The 25,130-nt window shown below is 68.3% G+C and carries 23 protein-coding genes and 1 pseudogene; 4 read left to right on the top strand and 20 right to left on the bottom strand.

The window, feature by feature from the left end:
* Positions 1-9: 9 nt before the first annotated feature.
* Positions 10-972 (bottom strand): ROK family protein, encoded by a 963-nt coding sequence (locus ABD770_RS06760; RefSeq protein ID WP_344819877.1) that lies wholly within the window; start codon positions 970-972, stop codon positions 10-12.
* Positions 973-1,293: 321 nt separating this feature from the next.
* On the opposite strand from ABD770_RS06760, the gene ABD770_RS06755 reads away from it, so the two are divergent.
* Positions 1,294-2,865 carry an arylsulfatase gene (locus ABD770_RS06755; RefSeq protein WP_344818763.1) on the top strand — a complete coding sequence of 524 codons (1,572 nt, stop codon included), beginning with the start codon at positions 1,294-1,296 and terminating at the stop codon, positions 2,863-2,865.
* Positions 2,866-2,873: 8 nt separating this feature from the next.
* Here ABD770_RS06755 and ABD770_RS06750 read toward each other — a convergent pair whose 3' ends face one another.
* Entirely contained in the window at positions 2,874-3,803 is a 930-nt protein-coding gene (locus ABD770_RS06750; RefSeq protein WP_344818762.1) for a fibronectin type III domain-containing protein, read from the bottom strand.
* A 13-nt stretch (positions 3,804-3,816) separates the two neighbouring features.
* Positions 3,817-3,915, bottom strand: a pseudogene (locus ABD770_RS14945) (hypothetical protein); the annotation flags it as partial.
* 34 nt (positions 3,916-3,949) lie between these two features.
* On the opposite strand from ABD770_RS14945, the gene ABD770_RS06745 reads away from it, so the two are divergent.
* Positions 3,950-4,123, top strand: coding sequence for a hypothetical protein (locus tag ABD770_RS06745; RefSeq protein WP_344818761.1), 174 nt, complete (start codon positions 3,950-3,952; stop codon positions 4,121-4,123).
* A 263-nt stretch (positions 4,124-4,386) separates the two neighbouring features.
* Here the strand turns inward: ABD770_RS06745 and ABD770_RS06740 are convergent, their stop codons facing one another.
* The gene (locus ABD770_RS06740) at positions 4,387-5,331 is read right to left on the bottom strand and encodes an alpha/beta hydrolase family protein (RefSeq protein ID WP_344818760.1); all 945 of its coding nucleotides are present in this window, start codon (positions 5,329-5,331) and stop codon (positions 4,387-4,389) included.
* A 115-nt stretch (positions 5,332-5,446) separates the two neighbouring features.
* Here ABD770_RS06740 and ABD770_RS06735 point away from each other — a divergent pair, with 115 nt between their 5' ends.
* Positions 5,447-6,079 carry a TetR/AcrR family transcriptional regulator gene (locus ABD770_RS06735; RefSeq protein ID WP_344818759.1) on the top strand — a complete coding sequence of 211 codons (633 nt, stop codon included), beginning with the start codon at positions 5,447-5,449 and terminating at the stop codon, positions 6,077-6,079.
* Positions 6,080-6,124: 45 nt separating this feature from the next.
* Here ABD770_RS06735 and ABD770_RS06730 read toward each other — a convergent pair whose 3' ends face one another.
* Genes ABD770_RS06730 through ABD770_RS06685 form a run of 10 tightly spaced genes read right to left on the bottom strand, consistent with a single transcriptional unit; the run spans position 6,125 to position 16,834 of the window.
* The gene (locus tag ABD770_RS06730; RefSeq protein ID WP_344818758.1) at positions 6,125-7,033 is read right to left on the bottom strand and encodes a fumarylacetoacetate hydrolase family protein; all 909 of its coding nucleotides are present in this window, start codon (positions 7,031-7,033) and stop codon (positions 6,125-6,127) included.
* Positions 7,030-7,836, bottom strand: coding sequence for a hydroxypyruvate isomerase family protein (locus ABD770_RS06725; protein ID WP_344818757.1), 807 nt, complete (start codon positions 7,834-7,836; stop codon positions 7,030-7,032). The genes ABD770_RS06730 and ABD770_RS06725 overlap by 4 nt, the downstream gene beginning before the upstream one ends.
* Positions 7,833-9,365: an FAD-dependent monooxygenase gene (locus ABD770_RS06720; RefSeq protein ID WP_344818755.1), complete on the bottom strand. Its 1,533-nt coding sequence runs from the start codon at positions 9,363-9,365 to the stop codon at positions 7,833-7,835. The genes ABD770_RS06725 and ABD770_RS06720 overlap by 4 nt, the downstream gene beginning before the upstream one ends.
* Positions 9,362-10,243: an NAD(P)-dependent oxidoreductase gene (locus ABD770_RS06715; RefSeq protein WP_344818754.1), complete on the bottom strand. Its 882-nt coding sequence runs from the start codon at positions 10,241-10,243 to the stop codon at positions 9,362-9,364. The genes ABD770_RS06720 and ABD770_RS06715 overlap by 4 nt, the downstream gene beginning before the upstream one ends.
* Positions 10,240-11,928 carry a dihydroxy-acid dehydratase gene (locus ABD770_RS06710; protein WP_344818752.1) on the bottom strand — a complete coding sequence of 563 codons (1,689 nt, stop codon included), beginning with the start codon at positions 11,926-11,928 and terminating at the stop codon, positions 10,240-10,242. The genes ABD770_RS06715 and ABD770_RS06710 overlap by 4 nt, the downstream gene beginning before the upstream one ends.
* Positions 11,929-11,974: 46 nt before the next feature.
* Complete coding sequence (locus ABD770_RS06705) at positions 11,975-13,369, bottom strand: Rid family hydrolase (RefSeq protein WP_344818751.1); 1,395 nt, start codon at positions 13,367-13,369, stop codon at positions 11,975-11,977.
* A 56-nt stretch (positions 13,370-13,425) separates the two neighbouring features.
* The gene (locus ABD770_RS06700; RefSeq protein ID WP_344818750.1) at positions 13,426-14,406 is read right to left on the bottom strand and encodes an ABC transporter substrate-binding protein; all 981 of its coding nucleotides are present in this window, start codon (positions 14,404-14,406) and stop codon (positions 13,426-13,428) included.
* Positions 14,407-14,454: 48 nt separating this feature from the next.
* Positions 14,455-15,288: an ABC transporter ATP-binding protein gene (locus ABD770_RS06695; protein ID WP_344818748.1), complete on the bottom strand. Its 834-nt coding sequence runs from the start codon at positions 15,286-15,288 to the stop codon at positions 14,455-14,457.
* Positions 15,255-16,022 (bottom strand): ABC transporter permease, encoded by a 768-nt coding sequence (locus ABD770_RS06690; protein WP_344818746.1) that lies wholly within the window; start codon positions 16,020-16,022, stop codon positions 15,255-15,257. Before ABD770_RS06690 ends, ABD770_RS06695 begins: the two co-directional genes overlap by 34 nt.
* On the bottom strand, positions 16,019-16,834 hold the full coding sequence (locus tag ABD770_RS06685; protein ID WP_344818745.1) for an ABC transporter permease: 816 nt from the start codon (positions 16,832-16,834) through the stop codon (positions 16,019-16,021). Before ABD770_RS06685 ends, ABD770_RS06690 begins: the two co-directional genes overlap by 4 nt.
* Before the next feature lie 132 nt (positions 16,835-16,966).
* On the opposite strand from ABD770_RS06685, the gene ABD770_RS06680 reads away from it, so the two are divergent.
* Positions 16,967-17,599, top strand: a complete 633-nt coding sequence (locus tag ABD770_RS06680; RefSeq protein WP_344818744.1) for a GntR family transcriptional regulator — start codon at positions 16,967-16,969, stop codon at positions 17,597-17,599.
* 267 nt (positions 17,600-17,866) lie between these two features.
* Here the strand turns inward: ABD770_RS06680 and ABD770_RS06675 are convergent, their stop codons facing one another.
* The 6 genes from ABD770_RS06675 to ABD770_RS06650 are packed head-to-tail and all read right to left on the bottom strand — an operon-like array spanning position 17,867 to position 24,954.
* Positions 17,867-18,616, bottom strand: coding sequence for an SDR family oxidoreductase (locus ABD770_RS06675; protein WP_425562742.1), 750 nt, complete (start codon positions 18,614-18,616; stop codon positions 17,867-17,869).
* A 26-nt stretch (positions 18,617-18,642) separates the two neighbouring features.
* On the bottom strand, positions 18,643-19,434 hold the full coding sequence (locus ABD770_RS06670; protein WP_344818742.1) for a gamma-glutamyl-gamma-aminobutyrate hydrolase family protein: 792 nt from the start codon (positions 19,432-19,434) through the stop codon (positions 18,643-18,645).
* A gap of 4 nt (positions 19,435-19,438) precedes the next feature.
* Positions 19,439-20,863 carry a glutamine synthetase family protein gene (locus ABD770_RS06665; RefSeq protein WP_344818741.1) on the bottom strand — a complete coding sequence of 475 codons (1,425 nt, stop codon included), beginning with the start codon at positions 20,861-20,863 and terminating at the stop codon, positions 19,439-19,441.
* Positions 20,860-22,320, bottom strand: coding sequence for an APC family permease (locus tag ABD770_RS06660; protein WP_344818740.1), 1,461 nt, complete (start codon positions 22,318-22,320; stop codon positions 20,860-20,862). Before ABD770_RS06660 ends, ABD770_RS06665 begins: the two co-directional genes overlap by 4 nt.
* 46 nt (positions 22,321-22,366) lie before the next feature.
* Complete coding sequence (locus ABD770_RS06655) at positions 22,367-24,010, bottom strand: flavin-containing monooxygenase (RefSeq protein WP_344818739.1); 1,644 nt, start codon at positions 24,008-24,010, stop codon at positions 22,367-22,369.
* Positions 24,007-24,954 carry an alpha/beta hydrolase gene (locus ABD770_RS06650; RefSeq protein WP_344818738.1) on the bottom strand — a complete coding sequence of 316 codons (948 nt, stop codon included), beginning with the start codon at positions 24,952-24,954 and terminating at the stop codon, positions 24,007-24,009. The genes ABD770_RS06655 and ABD770_RS06650 overlap by 4 nt, the downstream gene beginning before the upstream one ends.
* Between the last annotated feature and the right edge of the window lie 176 nt (positions 24,955-25,130).

Genomic DNA, 25,130 nt, shown 5'->3' with positions numbered 1-25,130 from the left:
CGCGCGATGTCAGACCGACGATGCTTCGAAGGCCATCGGATCGCGATAGTAGTCATCGATCACGAGAGCGGCGCTGGCTTCGATCGTTGCGAGCCCGCCGAATTCCGAGCGGCGGACCTCCACGTCGGCAGCCACTCCTGCACCGGTATGAAGTGCGCGGCGGAACTCTCGTTCATACTCGGAGTGCGTCGTGATCAGACCTGCGATGACGAACAACTCGGGTGCTCGCAGCTGCGCGATCACCCGCGCGGCCCGTCCGAAATCAGCAGCACGTTCACGAATCAGCGCGGACAGTCGCGCATCCTCACCCGACTCGCGAAAGAGACTGCGCAGCGAGTCCACACCGCCGTTCGGTATACCCCCCGCTCGCGCCGCGTCCAGAATCGCCTGGTCGGTCGCAACCATGCCGAGGCATCCAGACTGTCCGCACACGCACGACGGATGATCCCTACCGGTGGGAAGGTGATCGATCATGCCTGCACCACCGCGAACACCGCGTTGCACGCTACCGCCCCACACTGACGCCGAGCCGAGAATGTGCCCCGACCAGAGAACGACGAAGTCCTGATGCCCTCGTGCGACGCCGAAGAGGCTCTCGGCGACCGCGATGCCTCGAACGATCTGGTCGAACCAGCGCGGATAGCCGAGATCAGGAATCGCATCGACGAAGTTCACGTCGCGCCAACCGAGTGGATCGAAGCGGATGATCGTCTGACTGTGCGGATCGACCCACCCTCCGATCGTGGCCCCCATTCCGAGGATCGTCATCTGCGGGGACATGCCCTCCGTCAGCCCGGCGACCGCACGCCGCACGAGCATCGAGACGGCGGCGGGTGAAGTTCCTTCATATCGCAGGACGTCATGGGTGATGATGCGCCCCTCGATGTCGATGATCCCCGCCCGCAACTCGACGGCCCCCAGATGCACGGCGATCACGACGCGTCGAGATCCATCCAGTTCCAGCGGAACCATGGGGCGTCCGCTCGTCGCTCGCCGTGCCTCACCTTCGCGAACCAACCCGACATCGATCAGCTGCGCGGCGGCACGCGTCACGGTGGCGCGCGTCAGTGAGAGCTTCTGCGCCAGTTCAGCGCGGGCAAGCGGTCCCTCAAGCAGCAATGCGCGCGCGATCGCGGCGATGTTCCCCCGCCGGAGATCATCGGATATCGCCAGCGAGCGCCGGTCATTGGTGCGGAAATCTGTGTGAGCCACTATCTGCCATCCTTGCGCAAACTCGTGCTTTCCACGGGGTAAGGTATATAGTTACACTCATCAATTAATGAAGGAGGTTGCGTGAAACCGAGCATCCTGCTCATCGTCGCCGATGATATGGGCTTCTCGGATCTCGGTTGCTACGGCGGCGAGATCCCCACGCCGAATCTCGACAGCTTGGCGCACGGCGGAGTCCGGCTCTCACAGTTCTACAACACCGCCCGGTGCAGTCCGTCCCGTGCATCACTGCTCACCGGACTGCATCCGCACCAGACTGGAATCGGCGTCCTCACCCGTCCCGACCTCCCCGCTGGATACCCGGGCAACCTGAATCCCGATGTCCCTACCGTCGCCGAGACACTCTCAGCGGCGGGCTGGGACTCCGCACTGTTCGGCAAATGGCATCTCGCCGCCGACCCCCACACGCCGAACGCGTCATGGCCGACGCGAAAAGGGTTCGGCGACTTCTTCGGGACGCTGGCAGGCTGCTCCAGCTATTACTCGCCGCAGACGCTGACCCGCGGAGAGAGCCCCGCAAGCGACGCCCTCGACGACGAGGAGTTCTACTACACCGATGCGATCGGTGCTGAGGCCACGAAATGGCTGGCCGCTCGCGAGGACTCGACCGATCCGTTCTTCCTGTACGCAGCCTTCACTGCGCCCCACTGGCCGCTGCACGCCCGCCCCGAAGACATCGCAGCCGTGCGCGGACTCTTCGACGACGGGTGGGACGCCTTGCGAGAACGACGGCTCGACGCACTGCGCGGAAGCGGCATCCTCCCCGTGGTCACCACGCTCACCGAGCGGGATCCCACCCAGCCCGCCTGGGCGAACGTCGACGATGCGGAGTGGCAGCTCACGCGGATGGAGGCATATGCCGCCCAGGTGGTCGCACTCGACCGTGCGGTCGGCGAGATACTCGGTGAACTCACGCGGCAAGATGCTCTTGACAACACCATCGTGCTCTTCCTCTCGGACAACGGTGCGTCCGCCGAGGAGCTTCCGATCGGTGACGATGCGACGTTCGTGAAGAAGGATCGCGTGCTGCGCGAAGGGACCCGCGACGGCAGACCGGTGTCGTTCGGCAACACTCCCGAGATCGTGCCGGGCCCCGAAGACACGTATTCCAGCTATGGCGTAGCGTGGGCGAACCTCTCGAACACCCCATTCCGCCGTTACAAGCGGTGGGTGCATGAGGGCGGTATCTCCACGCCGCTCATCATGCATTGGCCGGCGGGCGGGCTCGAACCGGGCGCGATCGTGGACCTGCCGGCTCAGCTCGTCGATATCGTACCGACGATCCTCGACGCTGCCGGTCTCCCCGCCCATGAGACAGAGGGACGCTCCCTGCTGCCGGCACTGACCGGCGCCGAGCTCGATGCCGTGCCCCTGTACTGGGAGCACATCGGCAACTCGGCGATCCGTGTGGGCAAGTGGAAGCTGGTCCGCGCCTATCCCGGCGTGTGGGAGCTCTACGATCTCCACGCGGATCGTGCCGAGACGCATGACCTCGCCGGCAGCCATCCGGAGGTCTGCGAGCGCCTCGCCCAGCAATGGCAGAACTGGGCCGATCGGGTCGGAGTTCTGCCCTGGGGCGCCATGGTCGATCGCTATGTCGCCGCTGGACTCCCCCCCGCAGCCGCCGAAGAGTAACCCACCTGCTACCGGACGTGGTTCCTGCGGGAGAGCACGCCGAGGAGCAGGATGCCGCCGAGCAGCAGGGCCCCGCCCGCCATCGGCAGCCACGGGGACCCGGCGCCCCCGGTGCCCGCCAGTTCGCCATCACCGGATGGCGGCTCCGTCGGGACGGGAGCGGCGGACGGCGTGATCGGAGCGGATGCTCCGCTCCAGACGCCCGCACCCACCGAGTTCACCGCACGCACCCGGAACACATATGCCGTGCCGTTCTCCAGGCCCGTCACCGTCACGGCTGCCGATTCCGACACGGCATCCGCGAACGGCATCCACGTCGCACCGCCATCGGTGGAGCACTCGACCTGATACCCCGTGATCGCGGCACCGCCGTCGTCACCGGGCGCCATCCACGAGAGCGCCGCCTCACCATCACCGGGGACAGCCACCACATCACCCGGAACGCCGGGCACCGTCACGGGATCGAGGAACGCGAACCCGTCGGACAGAGTCAGAGGAGACTGTGCGACGCCCCCGAGCGTCCACCCCAGCACCACGTCCACCGCTCCCGCCGAGTGCGGTGGAGCAATCACCGTCCACACACCGCCTGTCCGAACCAGGCCGACTCCCGGATCCTCCCCGAAGAGCACCGACGTCACGGACACGTCGAGTGAGAGCACCTGAACAGGCGATGAGGGGGACGAGATCTCACCGGTGCCGAGCGCGCCGAACCCTCCGGAGCCCCACGCGTACGTCGCCTCGTCCGCCCCCAGTGCCAGCGAGTGGTGGTCGCCGGCGGACACGCCCGTGACCGCCACACCGCCGGGGAGCGCCACCTCCACAGGCTCCGCCCGAGTGACGTTCGACCCGTCGCCGATCTCGCCGAAGCCGTTGTAGCCCCAGGAGTAGATCCGCCACTGAATGCGTATAGCCCGCGGATGCCCGTGTGAAGGTCGCACTCGCGGAGAACTCCACTTCTCCGGGAGTCAACTGTCGGATGCCTGAACCACTGCGGCCGAGCTCACCGTCGGCGTTGTAGCCCCACGAATAGATCCGGCCGTTCGACCCCACGGCCAGCGAGTAGTCGCCACCGGCGGACACGCTCGTGAAGGTCACGTCCGGCGGTGGCGTCACCACCGTCTCCGTGCCGCCGGTCGTCGGTCCCGAACTCACCGACAGGGAGAAGTCCGGCACCTCCACCGCACCCGCCGGGGTCGACCCCGCGGCCAGACCGACGAGCGAGAGCACCACGGCAGCACCACCGGCGATCCATCGCTGACGACGTGCCCTCCCGGGACGGAGAGGGGACATCACGGCGACCGGGAACCTCTGCGAACCCATATCAGCACTCCTCGGTGGTGCTCTGGTCGGCGAACCGGCGCAGGATCGGTGGAGCGGGGATGGACGCCAACAGCAAAGTACCAGCGCGAGAGGCCCGGTGGCCCCGGATGTCGCATGTCGGCGGACGGCGCCGCGTTCTGCGCGATTCCCGGCGGAGCAGTCCGCGTCACCGTCTCTCCGCACGACGGATGCGCGGAGGCATCACCTGCTGTCGACGCGAGCGATGGCGTTCGAATGGCGGCGGATCCTCTCCGTGGCCGCCTGCCACGCCTCCTCCTCACCCCGCAGTGCGGCGCGCAGGTAGGCGGTGCTGGCGTCCTGGATGACGGCGACGCGCTCCGGGCTCTCGTCCGTGGTCTCGGCCACCTCGTACCCGACGATCCCGCCGAGTGAGTGCTCCGCCCCGTGGAGAGTCAGCAGATCGGTGGCGCCGGGGCTGTGATGGTAGGCATCCGTGAACCAGTCCGGTCCGCGCCGGGACAGCTGCGACTGGTCACGGTCGCCGGCGACGACGAGGGTCGGAGTCGTCAGCTCCGCGAAGGACGGGCGCATGAACGGGAAGTGCTGCTGCGCGAACGGCACCAGGTCGTCGCCGGCGACACCGGTCGCGGAGAAGAGGATGCCCGCCGCGACGCGATCATCGGACATGTCCGCTCCCGGGTTTCCGGACTCGTCGAGAACGCGCGCTCCGAGCAGGGTCTGCGCGGTCTGCGCACCCCAGGAGTGGCCCGCGACGGCGACCCGCGTCCGGTCGATCCTCCCGGCCAGGCCAGGGGCCGCCGCCTCGATGACATCGAGCTGGTCGAGAGTCCGCCTCAGATCCGCGATCCTCTCCGTCCAGATCGTGGGGAAGGCCGGGTGGTCCAGCCCGATCCCGTACCGACGCGAGTCGAGGTGGGTCGGCTGGATCACCACGAAGCCGTGCGCAGCCCACCGGGAGACCAGCGGCTGGTATCCGTCGAGGTGCCAGCCGTTGCCGTGCGAGAAGAGCACCACGGGGAGGGCGGCGCCCGATGCCGGCGCGGACACCCGCACCTCCAGCGGCCGGGCGCGGCCGGGTGCGGACAACTGGACGGGGGCGACGGAGACGACGGGGGAACCGGCGTCGGCGACGCGGTCCCGGCCGTCGGGCGAAGACGGATGCATGGTGAGTTCCTCTCTCTGAGTGCGCTCTGCGATACTGATATCGGAACGTTGATCCATAACATTACGGAACATTGTTCCGTAATGCAAGTGCCGTATGGGAGACGAGGAGGGGCGCGTGCCCGAGGACAAGACGGACGAGCCGGACGAGACGGTGCGCACGCAGGCCGAAGCACCTTCGGCGAAGCAGCCGGCATCCGTGGGGAGGCCCCGTCGAAGCCGGCGCGCACTGCTGGATGCGGCGGCGGCGGTGTTCGCGGTCTCGGGCGTGGACGCCCCGGTGCGGGTGATCGCGGAGAGGGCCGGGGTCGGTGTGGGCACGATCTACCGGCACTTCCCGACCCGCCCCGAACTGGTCGTCGCGGTGTACCGGCATCAGGTCGAGGCCTGCGCCGACGCAGCGCCCCGGCTGCTGGCGGAGAGCGCCTCTCCGGAGGCCGCACTGCGCGCATGGATCGCGATGTTCGTGGACTTCCTCGTCACCAAGCACGGGCTGGCCGGCGCCCTGCGAGGGCACACCGCGGAATCCGACGCCCTGCATGCATACTTCGTCGATCGGCTCGTGCCGGTCTGCGGCGGTCTCCTGGACGCCGCGCGCGCGGCGAGCGCGACCGTGCTCGAGATCGACGCCTACAGCGTGCTCCGGGCAGTCGGCAACCTCTGCATCGGAGCCGAGACCGACAGGAGGTACCAGGCTTCAGAGCTCGTGCAGGCGCTGATCTCGGGCATCCTCCTCGGCGGAGGCCGCTGAGCCGACTCGGGGCGAGGCGCCCGTGGCGTTCAGAGGATGCCCCGATCAGACGACCTCGTCCACGACGGGCGTCTGCATGGTGCCGAGACCCGTGATCTCCATCTTCACGACATCGCCTCCGGTCAGGAAGCTCGGCGGATCCTGGAACGCCCCGCAGCCGGTGGTGGTGCCCGTCATGATCACGTCGCCCGGTGAGAGTTCGATGATCTTGCTGAAGTCCGCGATGAGGTGCGGGATGTCGACGATCATCTCGTCGCTCCTGCCCGCCTGGCGAAGCTCGCCGTTGATCCAACAGCGCAGTTCCAGTCGATGCGGGTCGGGGATCTCATCCTTGGTGGCCAGCCAGGGCCCCAGCGGCGCCCCGGTCGGAATGCCCTTGGCACGGGTCATCTGCGAGAACACCGGCGAGATGTGCACATCCTTGAAGGCCAGGTCGCGCGCCGTGACGTCGTTGGCGATGAGGTAGCCCGCCACGTGCTCATAAGCATCCTCGACGCCTATGTACCGGCCTCCGCGACCGACCACCACACCGATCTCCGTCTCGTAGTCGAACTGCTCCGTCTGCCTCGGAACGATCAGGTCGTCATGCGGACCGATGACGGTGTTCGAGGGCTTCAGGATGATGATGGGCTCGGACGGAGACGGCGCGTTCTTGCGTCCCATCGCCTCGTCCACGTGCGACTGGTAGTTGCCCCCGGCGACGAGCACCTTCTCCGGAGCGGGGACCGGCGGGCCCAGCCGCACGGCTCCTTCCGCGATCCACTCGACCCCCGGCCCGTCCAGCGCACCCTCGATGAGGGGTTGAAGCAGGTCCAGCATTCCGAGTACCTGGTTGGTGTCCAACGCGCACATCCCCATGGATCGCAGGAGCGGATCCAGCGGGGCGATCCCACGACCCGGCTCGAACACGCCCGGCCGTTCCGCGCGCTTGGCTCCATAGCTGACGATCTTCATGCGAATCCCTCTTCTCCTTGTTCCGACGTCACTGCCGGGTCGAACTCGAACGCGATGTACCCGCGATACGCGATGGCCGTGAGCTGCGTCTCGACGGCGGCGAAGTCCACCCGACCCGTCCCCGGTCGACCACGACCGGGGAAATCGGCGAACTGCACGTGACCGATGAGGGCACCGTACTCGCGGACCGCGTGGGACGGATCCACCCCCATGGCCGCAAGATGATACGTGTCCAGCAGCAGACGGACGTTCCGGTACCGGCCGAGCTCATTGGCGCGTCGGACGAACGCGGCCGAGTCTCCGATGTCCGTGAGGGGGAAGGCCGGGCTGTCCACGCTGTTGAGCGTCTCGACCACCACGGTCGCACCGTTCTCACCCAACCGATCGGCGACGGCCACGATCTGCTCCAGCGCCAACCGATCCTGCTGCTCGGGGTCGAAGGCCGGTGCACGGTTGCCGTACAGGGCGTTGACCGTCCGGCATCCGGTGCGCGCGAGGATCTCTGCGACCGAGTCGAGATTCGCGACCACCCGCTCGTGGTGGGTGGGGATCGACAGCAGGCCGCGGTCGCCGTGGGCGACGTCACCGGCGTCGAGGTTGAGAGCGACCAATCGCACGCCCGCCCGGTCCAGCCCGCTGCAGAACGACTCCAGTTCCGCGGGCTCGGCCGCCGGGCCGCGGAACGGCCACCATGACTCGACGAAGCGGTACCCGTCGGCTGCGGCCGCTCCCGGACGCTCGTCACGGTCCATGCTCGCGTACAGCATCGAGAGGTTCGCGCTGATCGGAAACCTCGAGCTCATGGTCGCAGGACCTGCGCGCGTGCCGCCACGAGCTCCGCGGGCCCGTCTCCAGGGCGCGCCACCCATGCGACGATGCCGTCCGGGCGGACGAGAGCACCCGGGGATCCGTCCGGGAGGCCCCCTGCGGATTCGAGAACGCGCAGAGAGTCCGTCCGCCCCGAGCGCTGCCAGAACTGCGGGTCCGCGGTCATCAGGGTGAATTCATCCGAGAGGGTCAGCACACTCGAGTGCAGCTCGTCATCCACGATCACAGGCGCCTCGGGGAAACGGTGACCACGCCGCGCAACCCGCAGCGCGTCGACATCGGGGCCGTCCTCGCCCGCGAGCGCCCCCGCCGGATAGCCGTATCCGAGATCCTGATCCGCGGCATCGACATGGCTCCGCTGCTCCTCGAGCAGACGCTCGAGCTCCGCCCCGTCCCCGGCGGCGATCGCCCTGCCGATGTCGCGGATCCGATCACCGTTCCTGACGCTCCAGGCCGCATTGCTCCGCGCGATGTCGGCTCGTTCCTGCTCGTAGGTGTCGAGGAGGGAGTCGCCGGCACGGCCGCCCAGCACCTCGGCCATCTTCCAGATCAGGTTGTCGACGTCCTGCACACCGGTGTTCATCCCGAACCCCCCGGTGGGAGGGAAGGAGTGCGCGGCATCCCCCGCCAGGAAAACCCGGCCCACCCGCCATCTCCTCGCCACCTGAGCACTGAGACGCCAGGTCGCGATGTCGATGATCTCCGGGTCGATGTCCGCACCCACAGCCGCACGGATCGCGTCGAGCGCCTCCCGTCGCGTGGGCGGTTCCGGTCGCGCGTGGGCACCGGGTCTCATCAGCATCGTGACCCATCGATCCACGCCGTCCACCGGCGCGATGCTCGCGGGCCTGCCCGTTCGATTCCCTGTGATGAACTGGATGCAGAGCCGCCCCTCGACCCACTGCGACAGGTCGCCGCGCCAGTAGATGCTCTGGCCGTACCCCAGCAGTGCGTCACCTTCCATGTCGATGCCGAGCCGGCTGCGGGTCGCGCTGTGCGCGCCGTCGGCGGCGATCAGGAAGTCCGCGGTGATCTCCCTGCCGTCGGCGGTGGTGACGGTCACGGACTCCGGATCCTGCTCGATCGCGACCGCCTCGGCTCCCAGCAGCAGATCCACCCCGTCGAGGTTCTCCACATGGTCGCGCAGCATGCGCTCGATCGTGTCCTGCGCGATGCGGCAGATCCCCATCGGACTGACCGGATCGTCCGACTCCTCGGAAGCCGGGCTGCGTCCGACCTCCTCCCCGACGAGCGAGTCGCAATAGATGAAGCGATTCGCCTCGGGCGGCAGCCCCTGCCGGATGATCGCGTCCGCCAGCCCCCAGCGCGCGAACAGCTCCATGGTGCGCGGACGGACTCCACGGGCCTTGGGGTGCCCGCTCATCCGCGTCTCCTTCTCCAGGATGGTGGCGCGAATGCCGAACCGGCTCAGCAGCAGGCCCGCTGCGAGTCCGACCGGGCCCGCCCCGATCACGGCGACGTGCGGCTTCTCATACGTACTCATCTGTGCACTTCCTTGACGTGAAACAACCCTGCGGGGTCATGATCCCCGTATCCGAGACGACCGGCATCGAGCAGGGCTCGCCGACCTGCGTCGAACACCTCTGCGGAGACGCCGCAGGCCCGCAGCAGCCTGGCGACGAGTTCCAGCACCTCCGACATTCCGACGACGGTGACCCCCGTGCCCCGCGCTTCGGGCGCCTCCTGCCGGGCGACGGCGAGTGCGCGGGCGAGCATCGCGCTCTGACCCCACCCCTGGTCGAGCAGCCGCTCGGCCAGGCCGAGGTCGATGTCGAGGGCGTTCAGCGCGGCGACCGCCTCGGCGGCGACCGCCATATGAGTGCCGGTGAGCAGCTGATTGACCAGCTTCAGTTCAAGACCCGCTCCCGCATCGCCGACGTGCTCGACGGTCTGACCGAGATCTTCGAGCACCTGTCGAACACGCTGGAAGGCACCGGCGTCCCCGCCCGCCATCATCACCAGAGTCCCCGCCCTGGCGCGCGGCGGTCCGCCGCTGACGGGTGCGGCGAGGAAAGCGGCTCCCGCGTCGGCGGCATCCTGCGCGATCCGCCGCGCGAGGTCCGGCGAGAAGGTTCCGAGCTCGACGAGCACCTGCCCCGCCGACACCGCGCGGAGCACACCCCGGTCTCCCAGATAGACCGCCTCCACCGCGCCGGTGTCTCGGAGGCAGCTGAGCACGGTCGCCCCGCTCGACGCGACCTCCGCCGGGCTGTCGGCCACGACCACGCCGGCGCCGTCGAACCCGGCGGCACGCGTTCGCGTGCGGTTGTGCACGATGAGGGACCGCCCACGGTCGAGCAGACGCTCGGCCATGGGCGCCCCCATGGCGCCCAGTCCGATGAAGCCCACCTGCGCACTCATCGTCGCCCCGCGAGAAAGTCGAAGTCGCAGCCGACGTCGGCCTGCTGGACATGGTCTCGGTAGAGACGATCGTACCCACGGAGGTCGGGCTCGGGCAGCCGCAGCGCGTCGGCCCGACGCTCGAGCTCGGCCTCCGCCACCAGCAGGGTCAAGCTGCCGTGGTCCGCATCCAGTTCGATGAGATCGCCCTGCTCGACGAGGGCGAGCGGGCCGCCCACGGCCGCCTCCGGGGCGATGTGGAGGACCACGGCACCGGACGCGGTGCCGCTCATCCTCGCATCCGAGATGCGCACCATGTCGGTCACGCCTTCGCGGAGCAGCTTCGCGGGGATGGGGAGGTGGCCGACCTCCGGCATACCGGGCCCGCCGATCGGGCCGACGCCGCGAAGCACCAGCACGGAATCGGCATCCACATCCAGATCGGGATCGTCGATGCGGGAATTCAGATCCTCCACACCGTCGAACACCACGGCGCGCCCGATGTGATGGCACAGCGCGGGGTCAGCAGCGGAGCGCTTGAGGATCGCGCCGGCGGGCGCGAGGTTCCCGGCCAGGATGGACAGGGAGTTCGAGGGGCCCGCCGGGTCGGCGACGCTGTGCAGGCATCGTGCGTCGGCAGGAGGCAGGGCGGTCGCCTCCCGCCAGGGACGGTCGTCGCCGGCGAGCGCATCCAGGTCGGCGAGGTCCCGCAGTTCGTGCATCAGCGCAGGAACCCCGCCATCGGCCTCGAACTCATGCAGGAACCGTCTCCCTGAGGGGAGCACGTCGGCGAGAAGCGGAGTGGACGCGCTGATGTCGCGCAGCCGATCGTCGCCGAGGCGGATGTCGAGGCGGCCGGCGATCGCCTGCAGATGCAGCAGTGTGTTGGTCGATCCGCCCACCGCGCATACGGCGCGGAACGCGTTCTCGACAGCGGACGGGGTGACGACCTGTTCCGGGGCGATGTCCGCGCGGGTGCGCGCGACGATCGCCCGCCCGGTCCGCTCCGCCATGGCGCCGCGTTGAGCCGATGCCGCGGGCAGGAGCGCACTGCCGGGCAGCGCCATTCCCAGCACCTCGGCGATCACCGCCATCGTGACCGCGGTTCCCATGACATTGCAGGTGCCGACACCGCAGCTCAGGCATGCCTCGAGCGTTGCCCAGCCCTCATCGTCGAGAGCGCCCGAGCGTCTCTCGTCGATGAGCGGCCACAGCCGCTCCACCGTCATGTCCTCGCCCCGCCAGCGGGACAGCGGCCGTGGACCGGCGGCGAGCACCAGCGCGGGCTTCCCTGCGCTCAACGCCCCCATCAGCTGAGCGGGAATGGTCTTGTCGCAGCCCCCCAGCAGGACGACACCGTCGATCGGCGTGGCGCGGATCATCTCCTCCGTGTCCATGGCGAGCAGGTTGCGCAGGTACATGCTCGACGGCCTGGTGAACGCCTCGGCCAGGGAAATGGTCGGGAACTCCAACGCCAGTCCACCGCTCGCCGTGACGCCGCGCTTCACATGCTCGGCCAGATCGCGCAGTCCGGCATTGCACGGATTGAGTTCGCTCCACGTGTTGGCGATCCCGATCACCGGCCGTCGCCGCACAGTCTCACCGCCGATGCCGAGACCGCGCAGGAACCCCCGCGTGATCAGTCCATCGGGTCCGGGGTCCTGCAGCAGCTCGCCTCGCGCCCGTCGGATGCCCTCTTGCGACATGTCGCTCCTTCTCTATGCTCTCGCGCCGCCGGTGACCGTCATCCGATCAGCGATGAGCTCCCTGCGGGGCGTACGCGATCGCGTCCCACTGCACGACGGCCCCGGGCAGCAGGAGCGGATCCGGGCCGCCCGTACCGACCGCGCTGAGCGTCGGCGGCTCCGTCGGGAAGGCGTCCCGCCAGGATCGGGACATGGCCGGCAGATGAGTCAGATCCGACAGCACCGTCTGCACCCGGCACACCTGGCTCAGATCGGTCCCGGCGGCGTCGCACAGGGCGGAGAGACGGCCGATGATCGCATCCGTCTGCTGCGCCGCCGTGTCGCGGTGATACGGCGCCGACCGCGACGCGCGGATGTCCTGCGGGACGACACCGTGCTCGTCGATGGGCAGCAGGGTGCTGGTGAAGAGCAGGTCGCCGGCTCGCACCGCTTCACTGGCATGGCCGAGCGCCGCTGACGGTCCCTCGACCTGGACGCACTCCAGCGTCGACTCGGAGTCATCGGCCAGCAGGACGAGGGCGATCTCCACCCGGACGCCCTTGATGACCAGTTGAGTTCCCGTGACGACATTGCGCGCCGGCGGGTTCTGCGGGAAGAACTCCCTCCACACGGCATCCAGCGCCGGATAGTCGGCGGGATGGCTCAGCGTGACATCGGCCTTCACGCAGCGATCCAGCGACGAACCGGCCGCCTCGGCGATCAGCGCGAGCTTCTCCAGGGTGTAGCGGGTCTGCGCCTCGATGGGAGATCCCAGCCAGATGTACGGGTTGACCCGTGCCTCCGGCGCGAGCATCGACGGCTCCCCCATGTGCCGGTCGGACATCCAATCGCCGACGAAGTCCGTCGCGCCGAATCCGGAGAGGAACACCCAGTCGCCGTAGCGGACGGCGGGTGCGTACCCGGCCTTGGGTGCGGGGACCTCAGGCGGAAGAGCGATCTCCTCCTTGGTGCGCCCCCGACCGGGCACGGCGAGGAAGTCGACCGAGAGCATGGCGTCCGGAACAGGGAGCTGACGCACCCCGATCCCGGTCGATGCACGCAGTCGGTCGCCGATGGTGCGGGCGAAGTTCCGGGCGTACGGTGAACCGTCCGGGAGCGACGGCCACCCCTGATCGAAGCCCCGATAGAGGTCGTCATCGGGGTAGCGCGCACGGATCCACTGCCAGACGCGCAGCAGATCCTGCCTGGCGTCCCCGCCCGCGGCGCTGAGGATGCGGAGGACCCGCTCGAGCACGAGCGCGGATTCCAGCCCCAGCGGGCTCTGGGTCCACGGTGAGCGAGCGTCGGGTCGTGCGGCCGGATCCAGCCCGTGGATGCCGTCGGATGCCAGTTGCGCACCCGCGAACAGCCAATCGCCGGCGAGGATCGCCTCGCTCCACGGCAGATCGGCATCAGCCGGTCCGAAGGCGTCGATGACGCGGCGGGAGTTCCGAGATGTCATGTCATTGCTCCAATCACTCGTCGAAGGAACCGGACATCGCCCGGCGGGAATGCGCCTCAGGAGCGGTGGATCATCTCTTCGGCAGACACCGTGCCGGAGATGGCGCCGTAGTCGGCGTACACGTCGAGCAGCGGCTGGACGGCGGATGCCTGCAACGGGCCGACCTGGTATTCGCTCATCTCCTCGACCTTCGGGATGCGCTCGCTCAGCCCGGTCTCGGGGATGAAGTCCGCGACCTCCTGCATGTTCTCACTGGCGTACCGGTACGCTTCCTCCACGCCGTCGATGAAGGCCGCCGTCACGTCCGGGTTCGCGGCCATGTACTCGTCGGATCCGATGAACACCGCGCCCGGGGCACCCGGTATGGTCAGCTCGCCGGCGATGTAGGAGAGGACGTCGACCTTGCCGGTCTCCAGCGCAGCGGTGAGGAACGGCTCGTTGAGCAGCGCGGCATCGACGGTGCCGTCGGCCACGGCGTCGCCGATCGAGGGGAACGGCACGGCCACCTTCTGGAGAGCGGCGTAGTCGCCGCCCAGCGCATCGACCGCGAAAGCCTGCGACGGATCGACCTCGGTGGAGTCGGCCGCCCAGGTCGACACGTCCGCCATCGAATCGATCCCGCTGTCCTTGCCGACGACGATGGCCTGGTAGACGCTGTCGGGATCGGTGGGGATCACGTTCGCCGCGCCGATCATCTTGATCGCGAGGCCCTTCTCGATCGCCTGCGCGGCGGGGCCGAATCCGGACATGCTGAACTGCGTCTGCCCATTCAGCGTGTTGGGGATCGCGATCGATCCGTCGTTGAGAACGGTGAGGGTCAGGTCGAGGCCGAGATCCTCGAAGACCCCGCGCTCGATCGCGAGATACATCGGGGCAGAGGTCTCGGCGCCGGGGCTGACCGCGACGGTGAGCGGAGTCGGCCCGCCCGCGGCGTCATTCTCGGGGACGGTCTCCTCTGCACTGCACGCCGCAGCCAGGACCGCGAGCGGCAGCATCGCCAGCAGCGCCGTGGTGGCGCGGATTCGTCTGTTGAACATCATGTTCTCCTTCGGGTGTGGTGGGTGCGGCGCCGGAGCGGGAGGTGGTCAGTGCCGGACTTCCCGAAGCACCTGACCGCGCAGTTCGGCGAACCGGGGATCGGCCTTCGTGGTGATCTGATCGCGGTCGGCACCCAGTTCGACGTCGATGGCCCGCATGATCGTGGCCGGGGATCCGCCCAGCACGATCACGCGGTCGGACATGTAGATCGCCTCGTCGATGTCATGGGTGACGCTGACGACGGTCATGTCGTACTGCTTCCGCAGCGAGAGCACCAGATCCTCGAGGTCGGCGCGGGTCTGTGCATCCACAGACGCGAAGGGCTCGTCCATCAGCAGAACCTGCGGGCGGTACGCCAGTGCCCGTGCGATCGCGACCCGCTGCTGCATCCCGCCCGACAGCTGCCACGGGTACTGTCGATGACTCCTCGCGAGCCCGACGGCCGTCAGCGCCTCCTGGGCACGGCGCAGACGCTCCTCCTTCGGAACGCCCTTGCCCCGCAGCGGCAGAGTGACGTTGGACGTGATGGACAGCCAGGGCAGCAGCGACCTGCTGTAGTCCTGGAAGACGACCGCGAGGTTCTCGGGTGTGCTGCCCGCCACGACCCGGCCGCCGATGCGGACTTCACCCGCGCTGGGTGCGAGCAGTCCGGCGAGGCAACGCAGCATGGTCGTCTTGCCGGACCCGGAGGGCCCGACGATCGAGACGTACTCGCCGGCGGCGATGTCGATGTCCACCGAGTGGAGGACGACCCGCTCCGTCGCCCCGGCTCCGAAGACATGGTGAAGCCCGACGCAGCGGACCATGCTGCTCGCCGCCTCGTGGACCTCCACGGAGCGTGCCAGGGTCACGACGCCACCGCGCGCATCCGGTAGTGCCATCTCAGAATCCTCTTCTCGATGAGTGCGAACGATTTGTTGAGCGCGAATCCGACGACTCCCATCAGGATGATCGCCGTCCACATTCCGGGAATGTCGAAGCTGAATTGCGCGGCCCGCGCGAACGCCCCGACGCCCTCCGCGGAGGCGACCATCTCGGTGACGATCACGGCGATCAGCGACAGCGCGAGCCCGACGCGGAGCCCTGCGAAGATCTGCGGCGACGCACCGGGCAGTGTGACGAACAGCAGATCCTGGAGACGCGGCACGCGGAAGACCTGTACGCCGTCCCTGATCACGGGATCCAGCCCGCGGACGCCGTCGATGGTGTTCAGCAGCACCGGCCACACCGACGCGAAGACGACGATGCTCACCCGCATCCTCATGTCCGTGCCCAGGGCGGAGATGAACGCCGGGACGAGCGCGATGGCGGGAAGCGCCCGCAGGAACTCCAACAGCGGTGCGATGAAGTCGGCGGCTGCGCGGCTCGCCGCCAGCAGCACGCCTGCCGTGATCCCCAGAGCGATCGCGATGGCGTACCCGACGCCGAAGGTCAGCAGTGTCATCCCCAGCACATCGAGGTTCCGACCCCGCATCCAGGTGTCGACGAATGCGGTGAGGATCTCGCGCAGCGGCGGGAAGTACGGTGAAGAGCTGTCATCGGACACGATCCACCACACGGCCACCACCGCAAGGGGCAGGGCCAGTTCGAGCGCGACCACGGTCCTGAGCTTCATGAGGCGGCCTTCCGCTGCTGGATGCCGTGCCAGAAGATGACCCGCCGCTCGACGAACAGGAACGTCAGGTTGATCGCCACGCCGAGGGCACCGCTCAGCAGCACGTAGACGAACGCGCGGGCAGGGCTCCCGTTCGCCTGGCTCAGCAGGATCTCGTGGCCTATCCCCGGTGCGCTGGTGATGATCTCGGCGCCGACGGAGATCAGAAGCGCCACCGTCGCGGCGACCCGGATGCCCGTCGCGATCAGCGGGAGAGCGCTGGGCAGGTACAGCCGGAGGATCCGCTGCACTCTGCCCAGGCGGAACACGGTCGCGGTATCGCGCGAGACCGGATCCACGTGGCCGATGGCGTACGTGGACTGCACCAGGATGGGCCACAGGGCCGAGAGCGCGATCAGCAGGATCTTCATCTCCGCCGTGGCGCCGAGGACGAGGACCACCAGCGGGACCAGCATGATGGCCGGGACTGTCCGCAGGAAGTCGATCATGCCGCCCGTGACACGGGTCAGCAGCGGGCTCGCGCCGATCATCAGCCCCAGAGCCACCCCCACCCCCGAAGCGATCAGCATCCCGATCGCCCAGGACTGCATCGTGCCTCCGAGAGCACTCCAGAACCGATCGGTGCCGACGGTGTGCAGCGACGCGTCGAACACGGGCGCGACCGACGGTATCGAGCGTGCATCCAGCCAACGCGCGATCATCTCCCACGCCCCGACCACGAGGATCACGAGCGCGAGGCGCTGCACGACCAGCGACACCACTGCTGTCGGCCTCTGCGGAGCGATCACGGCACGTGCCCTTCCCTCAGTCATCTTCGACGTGCTCACAGAGTGTCATATCTATACCGCACTTCTCAAGTGTTATAGTGATATATCTGAATCCGAAGCCCCGCTCACGGCTCGATCGGCTTGACGGATCCACAAGACACCCAGGAGAGTTGCCGCATGTCGTTGACCGATGATGTGTATGACAGGTTGCGCGATCAGATCCTCAGAGTCGAACGACGACCTGGTGACGTCATCTACGAAGCCGACCTCGCCGAGGAGTTCGGGGTCTCCAAGACACCGGTCCGTGAAGCACTCCGACTCCTCGCCCACTCCGGATGGGTCGTCGTGCTGCCCCGCAAGGGCTACCTCATCAGACCCGTCGAACTCCGCGATGTCCGCGACATCTTCGCAATCCGCCGGATGATCGAACCGACCCTCGCCGAGGAGGCCGCGCGCTCAGCGACGGGCGCGCAGATCGCATCCCTCACGCGACTCCTCGATGACCACAGCACGGCCACGGCACTCGACGTCGCGCTCCTCGCCGCCCGCGAGTTCCACCTCGCACTGGCGGAGATCTCCGGAAGTCGCCGCGTCCATGCCATGCTCGAGGGTCTCGTGGACGAGGTGCGCAGACTGCACCACCTGCTCCCCCACATCGAGACGCGGATCACTTCGCAGCAGGAGATCGATGCGCACCGAGCAATCCTCGGCGCCCTCACGGAGCACGATCCCGAGCGCGCTCGGGCACTGACCCTCGAGCATCTGAACGACGTCGCCCACATGCTCGTACGGGGGTTCGCCGGGCTCTGAGCAGGCGACGGCCGTCGTTTCAGCGGCGGGACAGCGATGTCGTCGAGTCGGCGACGCAATCCGCTCCTACGGGGACACGGCGCCCCCGGTGCCCGCCGGTTCGCCATCACCGGATGGCGGCTCCGCCGGGACGGGAGCAGCGGACGGCGTGATCGGAGCGGATGCTCCGCACCGGTCGCGGAGAAGAGGATGCCCGCTGTGACGCGATCATCGGACATGTCCGCACCCGGACGCCCGGACCCGTCGAGAACCCGCGTCGCGGGCGCGTCAGTCCTCGTCCAGTGCCGTGACGTAGGCGGCGTGGATGCCGCCGTCCACCTTGAAGTCGGTGGCGTTGATGTATGACGCGGCATCGGAGGCGAGGAATGCCGCGGCCTCGGCGATCTCCTCCGGCGCGCCGAAGTGACCTCGCGGCACGTGCACGAGCCGACGGGCCTTCTCGGACTGGTCGAACAGTCCGGCCAGCAGAGGGGTGTCGACCGGTCCGGGGCTGATGGCGTTGACCCGGATGCCCTTCTTCGCGAACTCGACGCCCAGCTCGCGCGACATCGCCAGCACGCCGCCCTTCGACGCGGTGTACGCGATCTGCGACGCGGCCGAGCCCACCGAGGCCACCAGCGAGGCCGTGTTCACGACGCTGCCGCCGCCGCTGCGCAGCAGCTGCGGGATCCCGTACTTGCAGCACAGGAACACGCTGGTGAGGTTGACGTCGATGACCTTCTGCCAGGCGGCCAGGTCGGTGGTCAGCACCGACTGGTCCTCCGGGATGGCGATGCCGGCGTTGTTGAACAGGATGTCGATGCGACCGGTGCGCGCGGCGACGTCCTCGTACAGCCGTTGCACGTCGGCCTCGTTGGTGAGATCGCACGTGAAGAAGTGGTCGCACGGCGCATCGCCCTCCCGGAGGTCGACGCCGACCACCGTCGCCCCCTCGCGCGCGAAGACCTCGCAGCTGGCCCGGCCGATCGAGCCGCTGGCCCCGGTGATGACCGCGACCTTCCCGTCAAGCTTCCCCATGATGTTCCTCTCAGACTTCCGTCGTCTCAGTGCTGTGCCGCCGCGGCCGGGCACGCCGCCCGCGCCGTGCGGCATTCCTCGATGAACTGGTGGATGATCCCGCCCAGCTGTGCCGCCTCGGGATGCCACTGCACGCCCAGTGTGAACACCGGGCTGTCCCACTCCACGGCCTCGGCCAGTCCGTCGCCCGGGCTGATCGCCGTCACCCGAGCCCCGTCACCCAGCCGATCCACGGCCTGGTGATGGTGGCTGTTGACCTCCTGCACACCCGCGCCGATCGCCGCACCCAGCCGCGACCCCGCCATGACTTCCACCTCGTGCGCGGTCGTCTCGTCCAGGTGTCCCGGCGCCTTGCGGTGCGTGCTGTCGGCGTGCTCGCCGATGTGCTGATGCAGAGTCCCGCCGGTGGCGACGTTCATCACGTGCAGCCCCCGGCAGATCCCCAGCACCGGGATCTGCCGGCGCACGGCCGCCTGCACCAGGGCGATCTCGCTGCGGTCGCGCAGCGGCACCGTCGCCTCGAGCTCGGGCTCCGGCTCCGCCCCGTAGTGCGCAGGATCGACATCCGCCCCCCCGAGCAGGAGCAGCCCATCGATGCGACCGACGAGGTCGTCCGCCTCCGCGATCGTCTGTTCCGAGGGGATGAATGCGAGTGGAACCGCCTCACCGTGGGCGAGGTGCTCCAGGTAGGTGCTCGCGACCAGCGCCGCCTCCATGTCCCAGAAGCTCCACGAGGCACGTTCGTACGCCGCGCAGATCCCGATCAAAGGACGCGGCGCCGCAGACGGCTCGCCCGGATCGCCGACACCCGCGGGCATCGCATCATGCTGACTCAAAGTACAGACCCACCTCCCAGTCGGAGACGTGCGCGTGCCATTGGGCCAGCTCCGTGCGCAGCGTCGTCACGTAATGGACGATGAAGTCCTCGCCCAGGAGCTCACGAACGAGATCGCTGCGCTCGAGGATGTCCACCGCCTCGTCCAGCGACTTCGGCAGCGGCTCCAGCGACGGGTCGGCGTAGGCATCCCCCTGGTAGGGCGCCGGCGGCTCCAGCCTGCGCTCGATGCCGTACGCCCCGCCGGCCAGGGTGGCCGCGATCGCGAGATACGGATTCACGTCCGCCCCCGGCATCCTGTTCTCCAGCCGGAGGGAGCCGGCGTCCTCGCCGACCACCCGCAACGCCGTCGAGCGGTTGTCCACGCCCCAGCTGACCGTGGTGGCCGCCCACGAGTACGGCTTCGCCCGCCGATAGGAGTTGACGGTGGGCCAGTAGATCGCTGCGAAGTCCCGCAGCGTCGCCAGCACCCCGGCCACGTAGTGCCTGCCGACTTCGGACAGCTCGGGATGCCCACCCGGCCCGCCCTGCGCCATCATCACCGGCTCGCCGGTGTCCGCCGACCGGATCGACTGGTGGATGTGACAGGACGAGCCCGCCCAGTCCGAACGCGGGATGGCCATGAACGAGGCGGTGCGCCCCTCCATGGCGGCCATCTCCTTGATTCCGTTCTTGTACAGGAAGGAGTCGTCGGCGCAGCGCAGCGCATCCGTATACCGGGCGTTCAGCTCGTACTGGCCGGGACCGGTCTCCGGGTTGAGCGCCTCGACGGCGATCCCCGCGTTCTGCAGGTGCTTCTGCCAGCGCGAGAGGAACTCCTGATCCAGTGAGGAGCGGAACACCTGGTAGGTGTACGCACGCGTGGACAGCGGCCGCAGCCGCCAGTCGGAGGCGCGCAGCTCCTCCGGCGTTCCGTCGCTGACGTAGAACTCGAACTCCGTCGCCGCGTACGGCTCGTATCCCAGCCCACGCAGCCGCTCCCGCACCTTCGTCAGCACGCGCCTCGGCGTGATCGGCACCTCCGACCCGTCCGGCAGGTGGTAGATGCCGTTCACGGCGACCGTGCGCTCGTGCCAGCTCAGCAGGCGGGCGCTGGAGACGTCGGGCCGGAAGAAGATGTCCGGGTATCCGTTGCGATGCGTCGGGAAGTACGTGGAGACCCCCTCCGGTGCGTAGACGTTCTCCATGCCGTCCCGGGTGATCGCGAACAGCACGTCGCAGTATGGGATGCCGTGCCCACGCGCCATGCGCAGGAAGTCGCCCAGCGGCACGCGCTTGCCGATCCACGCGCCGTTGGTGTCGGCCGTGCCGGGGACGACCGTCTCGATGCCCTCCTGCTCGCACCATGCCGCGAGGGTCTCGAGGCTCTCGGTCGCCTGCGCCGGCAGCATTGACTCGGGGGAGCCCGTCACCACTTCGTCTCCTCCTCCATCATGCGCTCCAGCACCTGCGGACGGCGCTTCGCGGTGATCACGAGCAGCACCACGCCGATCAGCACCCAGGCGGCGTACACCCAGGGCAGGACGGCGTACTCGCCGGGCGGGATCGGCCACAGCGAGCTGTACAGCGGGTACGCGAAGATCAGCGCCGCCAGGATGGGGAGCACGCCGTGCCGGAACACGGTGAAGAAGCCCTCCCGCCGCGAGTACACGACGATCGCGATGTTGGTGACGATGTACGACACCAGGAAGAAGATGCCGACCAGGAACCCGAAGTACCCCCAGACGTCGAAGGGGCCGACGATCAGCCCGAGCGGGATGCCGAGGATCAGGCAGACCACACCCATCGCGATGGACGCGTTGGCGGGCGTGCGGCGCTCGGAGCTCAGGCCGATCCAGCGCGGCAGGACGTGGTCGCGGCCGAGGGTGAACATCACGCGCGTCCCGGCCAGGTAGCCGGCCTGACTGAAGCCCAGGATGCTGATGATCGCGGCCACCACGACGATGCCCAGGCCCACTTCGCCCCAGTAGTGCAGCGCAATGGTCTGCAGCGGGGCGGGATCCTGACCGAACTCGTCGATGCGGGCGATGCCGTATCCGTGCACCATCGCATAGCTGACGAGGATGTAGAAGGCGGGCAGGATGGTCGCGACCACCCACAGCCCCTTGCCGACGTTCTTCTTCGGCTTGCGCACCTCCTCGGACAGCGTGGTGCCCTCCTCGATGCCCGCGTGGGAGAGGACGCCGTACGTCATCGCAAGTCCGATGCCGGCCCAGCCCAGGGTGCCCGCACCGCCGGGGATCAGCGGCTCGCCACTGAATCCGCCGCCCTGGCTGTCGCCGCCGGTGACGACGATCCACAGCGCGAGAGCGAGGATCACGGCCACCGAGACGCCGATGAGCACCAGGGAGGTGCGCATGCTCTCGGTGATCCCGAGCATCGACAACACGGTGACCGCGGCGAGCGCGACGAGCGTGATCAGCCACCAGGGGATGTCGAGGCCGAACTGGCTGAGCAGCCATTCAGCCAGCCACCCGCCGAACACGGCGAAACCGGCCGCGGCGAGCACCATGTACGCGCCCATGAAGGTCCACCCGTACACGAAGCCGAACTTCGGCCCCCAGGTACGCAGGTTGTAGGCATACAGGCCGCCGGCGCTGGTGATCCGGCGGGAGAACTCGGCGAGCGAGTTCATGAACAGCAGGATCGCGGGCCAGACCAGGACGAACGCGAAGACCAGCGCGAGTCCCGCGAACTGGCCCATGAACTGCAGGTTCAGCGCAATCACCGCAGCCGGGCCGCACCCCGCGAGGGAGAGCAGTGCGACGTGACCCCAGCTCAGCGAGTCCTTCTGCAGCGTACCTCTGTCGGATGCCTCCTTCGCAGCCTGGGGCTGCGCGGAGACCGTACTGTCCATCTTCTCGGTCATGATCGGTCGTTCCCTTTCGTCGTCGTTGACTGAGGTCGGGGGTGGGTCAGGCGACGCGCTCCCAGTTCGGGTAGCCGTCCGCCTCCTCCCGCTCGGCGATGTCGCGGTACTGCCCGACACCGCCGACGTATGGCATGAACACCCGCGGTTTGCCGGGGACGTTCGCGCCGAGGTACCAGGAGTTCCCATGCAGGTACAGCGTCTTGGCGGCCTCGTCGTGGACGGTCTGCATCCACTCCCGCTGAGCCTGCTCTGTCGGATGCATGGCAGGGGCGCCGTCCCGCTCCGCGCGCTCGATGAAGCCTGTGACCCAGTCGACGTGCTGCTCGATCGAGACGATCATGTTGCTGAGCACGGACGGGCTCCCGGGGCCGGTGATGAAGAACATGTTCGGGAAGTCATGCGCGGCGAGCCCGAGGAACGTGTACGGGCCCTCACGCCATGCCTCACTGAGCGCGAGCCCTCCTCTGCCCACCGGATCGATCGCGAGCAGCGAGCCGGTCATGGCGTCGAAGCCGGTGGCGAAGATCAGGTCGTCCAGCTCGACGTGGCGCCCCTCCGTGGCCACCCCGGTGCGGGTGATTCGCACGAGCGGCTCCTGCCGGAGATCGACGAGGGTGGTGTCGGGCCGGTTGAAGGTCTGGTAGTAACCGGTGTCGAGACAGGTCCGCTTGGTCCCGAAGTAGTTGCCGCGCGGTTCGAGCACCGCGGCCAGCTCGGGGTCCTCCACGAGGGATCGCACCTTGCGCCGGATGAACTCCGCAGCCAGCTCGTTGGCATCCGCGTCGGTGGACAGGTCGGTGAACGAGGCGAGCAGGGCGCCGTACACGCCGGACTCCCAAGCCTCCTCGAACACGCGCTCGCGCTCTTGCGCCGTCACCTCGAAGACGCTCCGCGTCGGCACGGGGACGGGCACGCCGGTGAAGGAATGCCGTGCGCGCTCGCGGTAGGCGGGGTAGTCGGCCTTGCGCTCCCGCACCTCCTCGGGGTGCAGGGGACGGTTGCCTGCGGGGAGGCTGAAGTTCGGCGTCCGGTGGAACACTGTGAGGTGCCCGGCCTGTTCGGCGACCAGCGGGATGATCTGGATGCCCGTCGAGCCCGTGCCGATGATCCCCACCCTCCGACCGGTGAAGTCGACGCCGTCCTCGGGCCACTGTGCGCTGTGGAAGCTGCGCCCGGCGAAGTCCGCGATCCCGGCGATGTCCGGGAGGTGAGCGGCCGAGAGGTTCCCGACGGCGAGGATGAGGTATTTCGCGCGGTAGAGTTCACCGGCGGAGTGGTCCTGCGGCGCACCCCACCTGTCCGCGGGCATGACGGTCACCGTCCAGGTCTGCGTCTGCTCTTCCCATCGCGCCGCGGTCACCGCCCGGCCGAACCGGATGTCGCGATTCAGGTCGAACCGGTCGGCGACGTGCTCGGCATAGCGGAGGATCTCCGGTTGGGTGGCGAACTTCTCGCTCCACTCCCACTCCTGCTGCAGTTCCGCATCGAAGGAGTACGAGTAGTCCAGCGAGGTGATGTCGCACCGGGCGCCCGGATACCTGTTCCAGTACCAGGTGCCGCCGACCTGCGGCGCACGCTCGAGCACCACCGTGTCCAGACCGAGATCGCGCAGCCGGATCAGCTGATAGAGGCCGGCGAAACCGGCTCCGACGACGATGGCATCCGTCACATGCTCTCGTGCGGTCACTGATGTCCTCCTGTTTCGACGAGGGCGGTGCGCCCCGGAGACGACACCCTGCGCAGTTCGCCGGCGATCCAGTCGACCGCCTCCGCCGAGGCCGCCATGACATTGTGGAGCTGGAAGAATCCGTGCAGCTGGCCGGGGAAGTCGCGGTGGCGCACGTCGACGCCGGCTGACCGGAGCCGCTGAAGATACGCGTCTCCCTCGGACTTCAGCACGTCGGTGCCCACCGACACGAACACGGTCGGCGGCAGGTCCGCCAGGCGGGTCGAGCGCAGCGGGGCCAGCCGTGCATCCGTCCGGTCGCCGCCGGGCCGGTACTGATCCCAGAACCAGGCCATGACCTCCCGGGTGAGCGTGAGCTGGCGCTGCGGGTCGAGGTAACTGGGGGTGTCGAGGTCGCTGTCCAGCACGGGGGTGATGAGCACCTGCACCGACACAGCCGCGGAGTGCTCCCCGGCCAGAACCGCGGCAATGCAGCCGCCGGCCGAATCCCCGCCCACGCCGAACGGGATCGGCTCGGCGTCGGAGCTTCGGATGCTCAGCCGGTGTCCGACGACGGCGCGCGCATCGTCCAGACCGGCGGGGAAGGGATGCTCCGGCGCCTTGCGGTAGTCCGGGACGACCACCCGCCATCCGCTGGCGTGGGCGAGCGCGCGGCAGACCGCGAGGTAGTCCTCGGGCTCTCCCATCACCCAGCCGCCGCCGTGGATGTAGATCAACTCGCCGACGGCGCTCTCCACGGGGTCGAGGATGTGATGTCGTGGCACGTCGCCGGAGGCGGGCTGCGACGACTCGCTCCACATCCTCGGGCCGTGACCGTAGCGATGGCGCAGGTTCCGTTCCTCCGCCCTCAGCGCGGCCGCGTCGAGCACTGCACTGCTCATGGCGCTGTGCTCGCGACGCCCCAGCAGATACCGCTCTGCATCACGATCGAGCCGAATCGTCATTCCCCGCCCTCGCGCTCAACTCTGAGTAGAAGACCGATCCGTCCGTCTGGACGAACGTAATGGTCATGTTAGTGGAACTTTAAAATCAGCGCTACTGGGAAAATCTGGAGATGATCGAAGCTCCTGTCTCTTGTAATGGTTATGTCAGCGTATATTTGAATCTCCCTCCGTGCGGA

The organism is Microbacterium soli (assembly GCF_039539005.1).
Lineage (GTDB): Bacteria > Actinomycetota > Actinomycetes > Actinomycetales > Microbacteriaceae > Microbacterium > Microbacterium soli.
This window is presented reverse-complemented; position numbering and strand designations above follow the sequence as displayed.

Excerpts from the sequence above, each read along its gene's own strand:
- ABD770_RS06760 (WP_344819877.1), bottom strand. The coding sequence starts at position 972 with ATGGTTCCGCTGGAACTGGATGGATCTCGACGCGTCGTGATCGCCGTG.
- ABD770_RS06740 (WP_344818760.1), bottom strand. The coding sequence starts at position 5,331 with ATGCATCCGTCTTCGCCCGACGGCCGGGACCGCGTCGCCGACGCCGGT.
- ABD770_RS06730 (WP_344818758.1), bottom strand. The coding sequence starts at position 7,033 with ATGAAGATCGTCAGCTATGGAGCCAAGCGCGCGGAACGGCCGGGCGTG.
- ABD770_RS06725 (WP_344818757.1), bottom strand. The coding sequence starts at position 7,836 with ATGAGCTCGAGGTTTCCGATCAGCGCGAACCTCTCGATGCTGTACGCG.
- ABD770_RS06720 (WP_344818755.1), bottom strand. The coding sequence starts at position 9,365 with ATGAGTACGTATGAGAAGCCGCACGTCGCCGTGATCGGGGCGGGCCCG.
- ABD770_RS06715 (WP_344818754.1), bottom strand. The coding sequence starts at position 10,243 with ATGAGTGCGCAGGTGGGCTTCATCGGACTGGGCGCCATGGGGGCGCCC.
- ABD770_RS06710 (WP_344818752.1), bottom strand. The coding sequence starts at position 11,928 with ATGTCGCAAGAGGGCATCCGACGGGCGCGAGGCGAGCTGCTGCAGGAC.
- ABD770_RS06705 (WP_344818751.1), bottom strand. The coding sequence starts at position 13,369 with ATGACATCTCGGAACTCCCGCCGCGTCATCGACGCCTTCGGACCGGCT.
- ABD770_RS06700 (WP_344818750.1), bottom strand. The coding sequence starts at position 14,406 with ATGTTCAACAGACGAATCCGCGCCACCACGGCGCTGCTGGCGATGCTG.
- ABD770_RS06695 (WP_344818748.1), bottom strand. The coding sequence starts at position 15,288 with ATGGCACTACCGGATGCGCGCGGTGGCGTCGTGACCCTGGCACGCTCC.
- ABD770_RS06690 (WP_344818746.1), bottom strand. The coding sequence starts at position 16,022 with ATGAAGCTCAGGACCGTGGTCGCGCTCGAACTGGCCCTGCCCCTTGCG.
- ABD770_RS06685 (WP_344818745.1), bottom strand. The coding sequence starts at position 16,834 with ATGACTGAGGGAAGGGCACGTGCCGTGATCGCTCCGCAGAGGCCGACA.
- ABD770_RS06680 (WP_344818744.1), top strand. The coding sequence starts at position 16,967 with ATGTCGTTGACCGATGATGTGTATGACAGGTTGCGCGATCAGATCCTC.
- ABD770_RS06675 (WP_425562742.1), bottom strand. The coding sequence starts at position 18,616 with ATGGGGAAGCTTGACGGGAAGGTCGCGGTCATCACCGGGGCCAGCGGC.
- ABD770_RS06670 (WP_344818742.1), bottom strand. The coding sequence starts at position 19,434 with ATGCCCGCGGGTGTCGGCGATCCGGGCGAGCCGTCTGCGGCGCCGCGT.
- ABD770_RS06660 (WP_344818740.1), bottom strand. The coding sequence starts at position 22,320 with ATGACCGAGAAGATGGACAGTACGGTCTCCGCGCAGCCCCAGGCTGCG.
- ABD770_RS06650 (WP_344818738.1), bottom strand. The coding sequence starts at position 24,954 with ATGACGATTCGGCTCGATCGTGATGCAGAGCGGTATCTGCTGGGGCGT.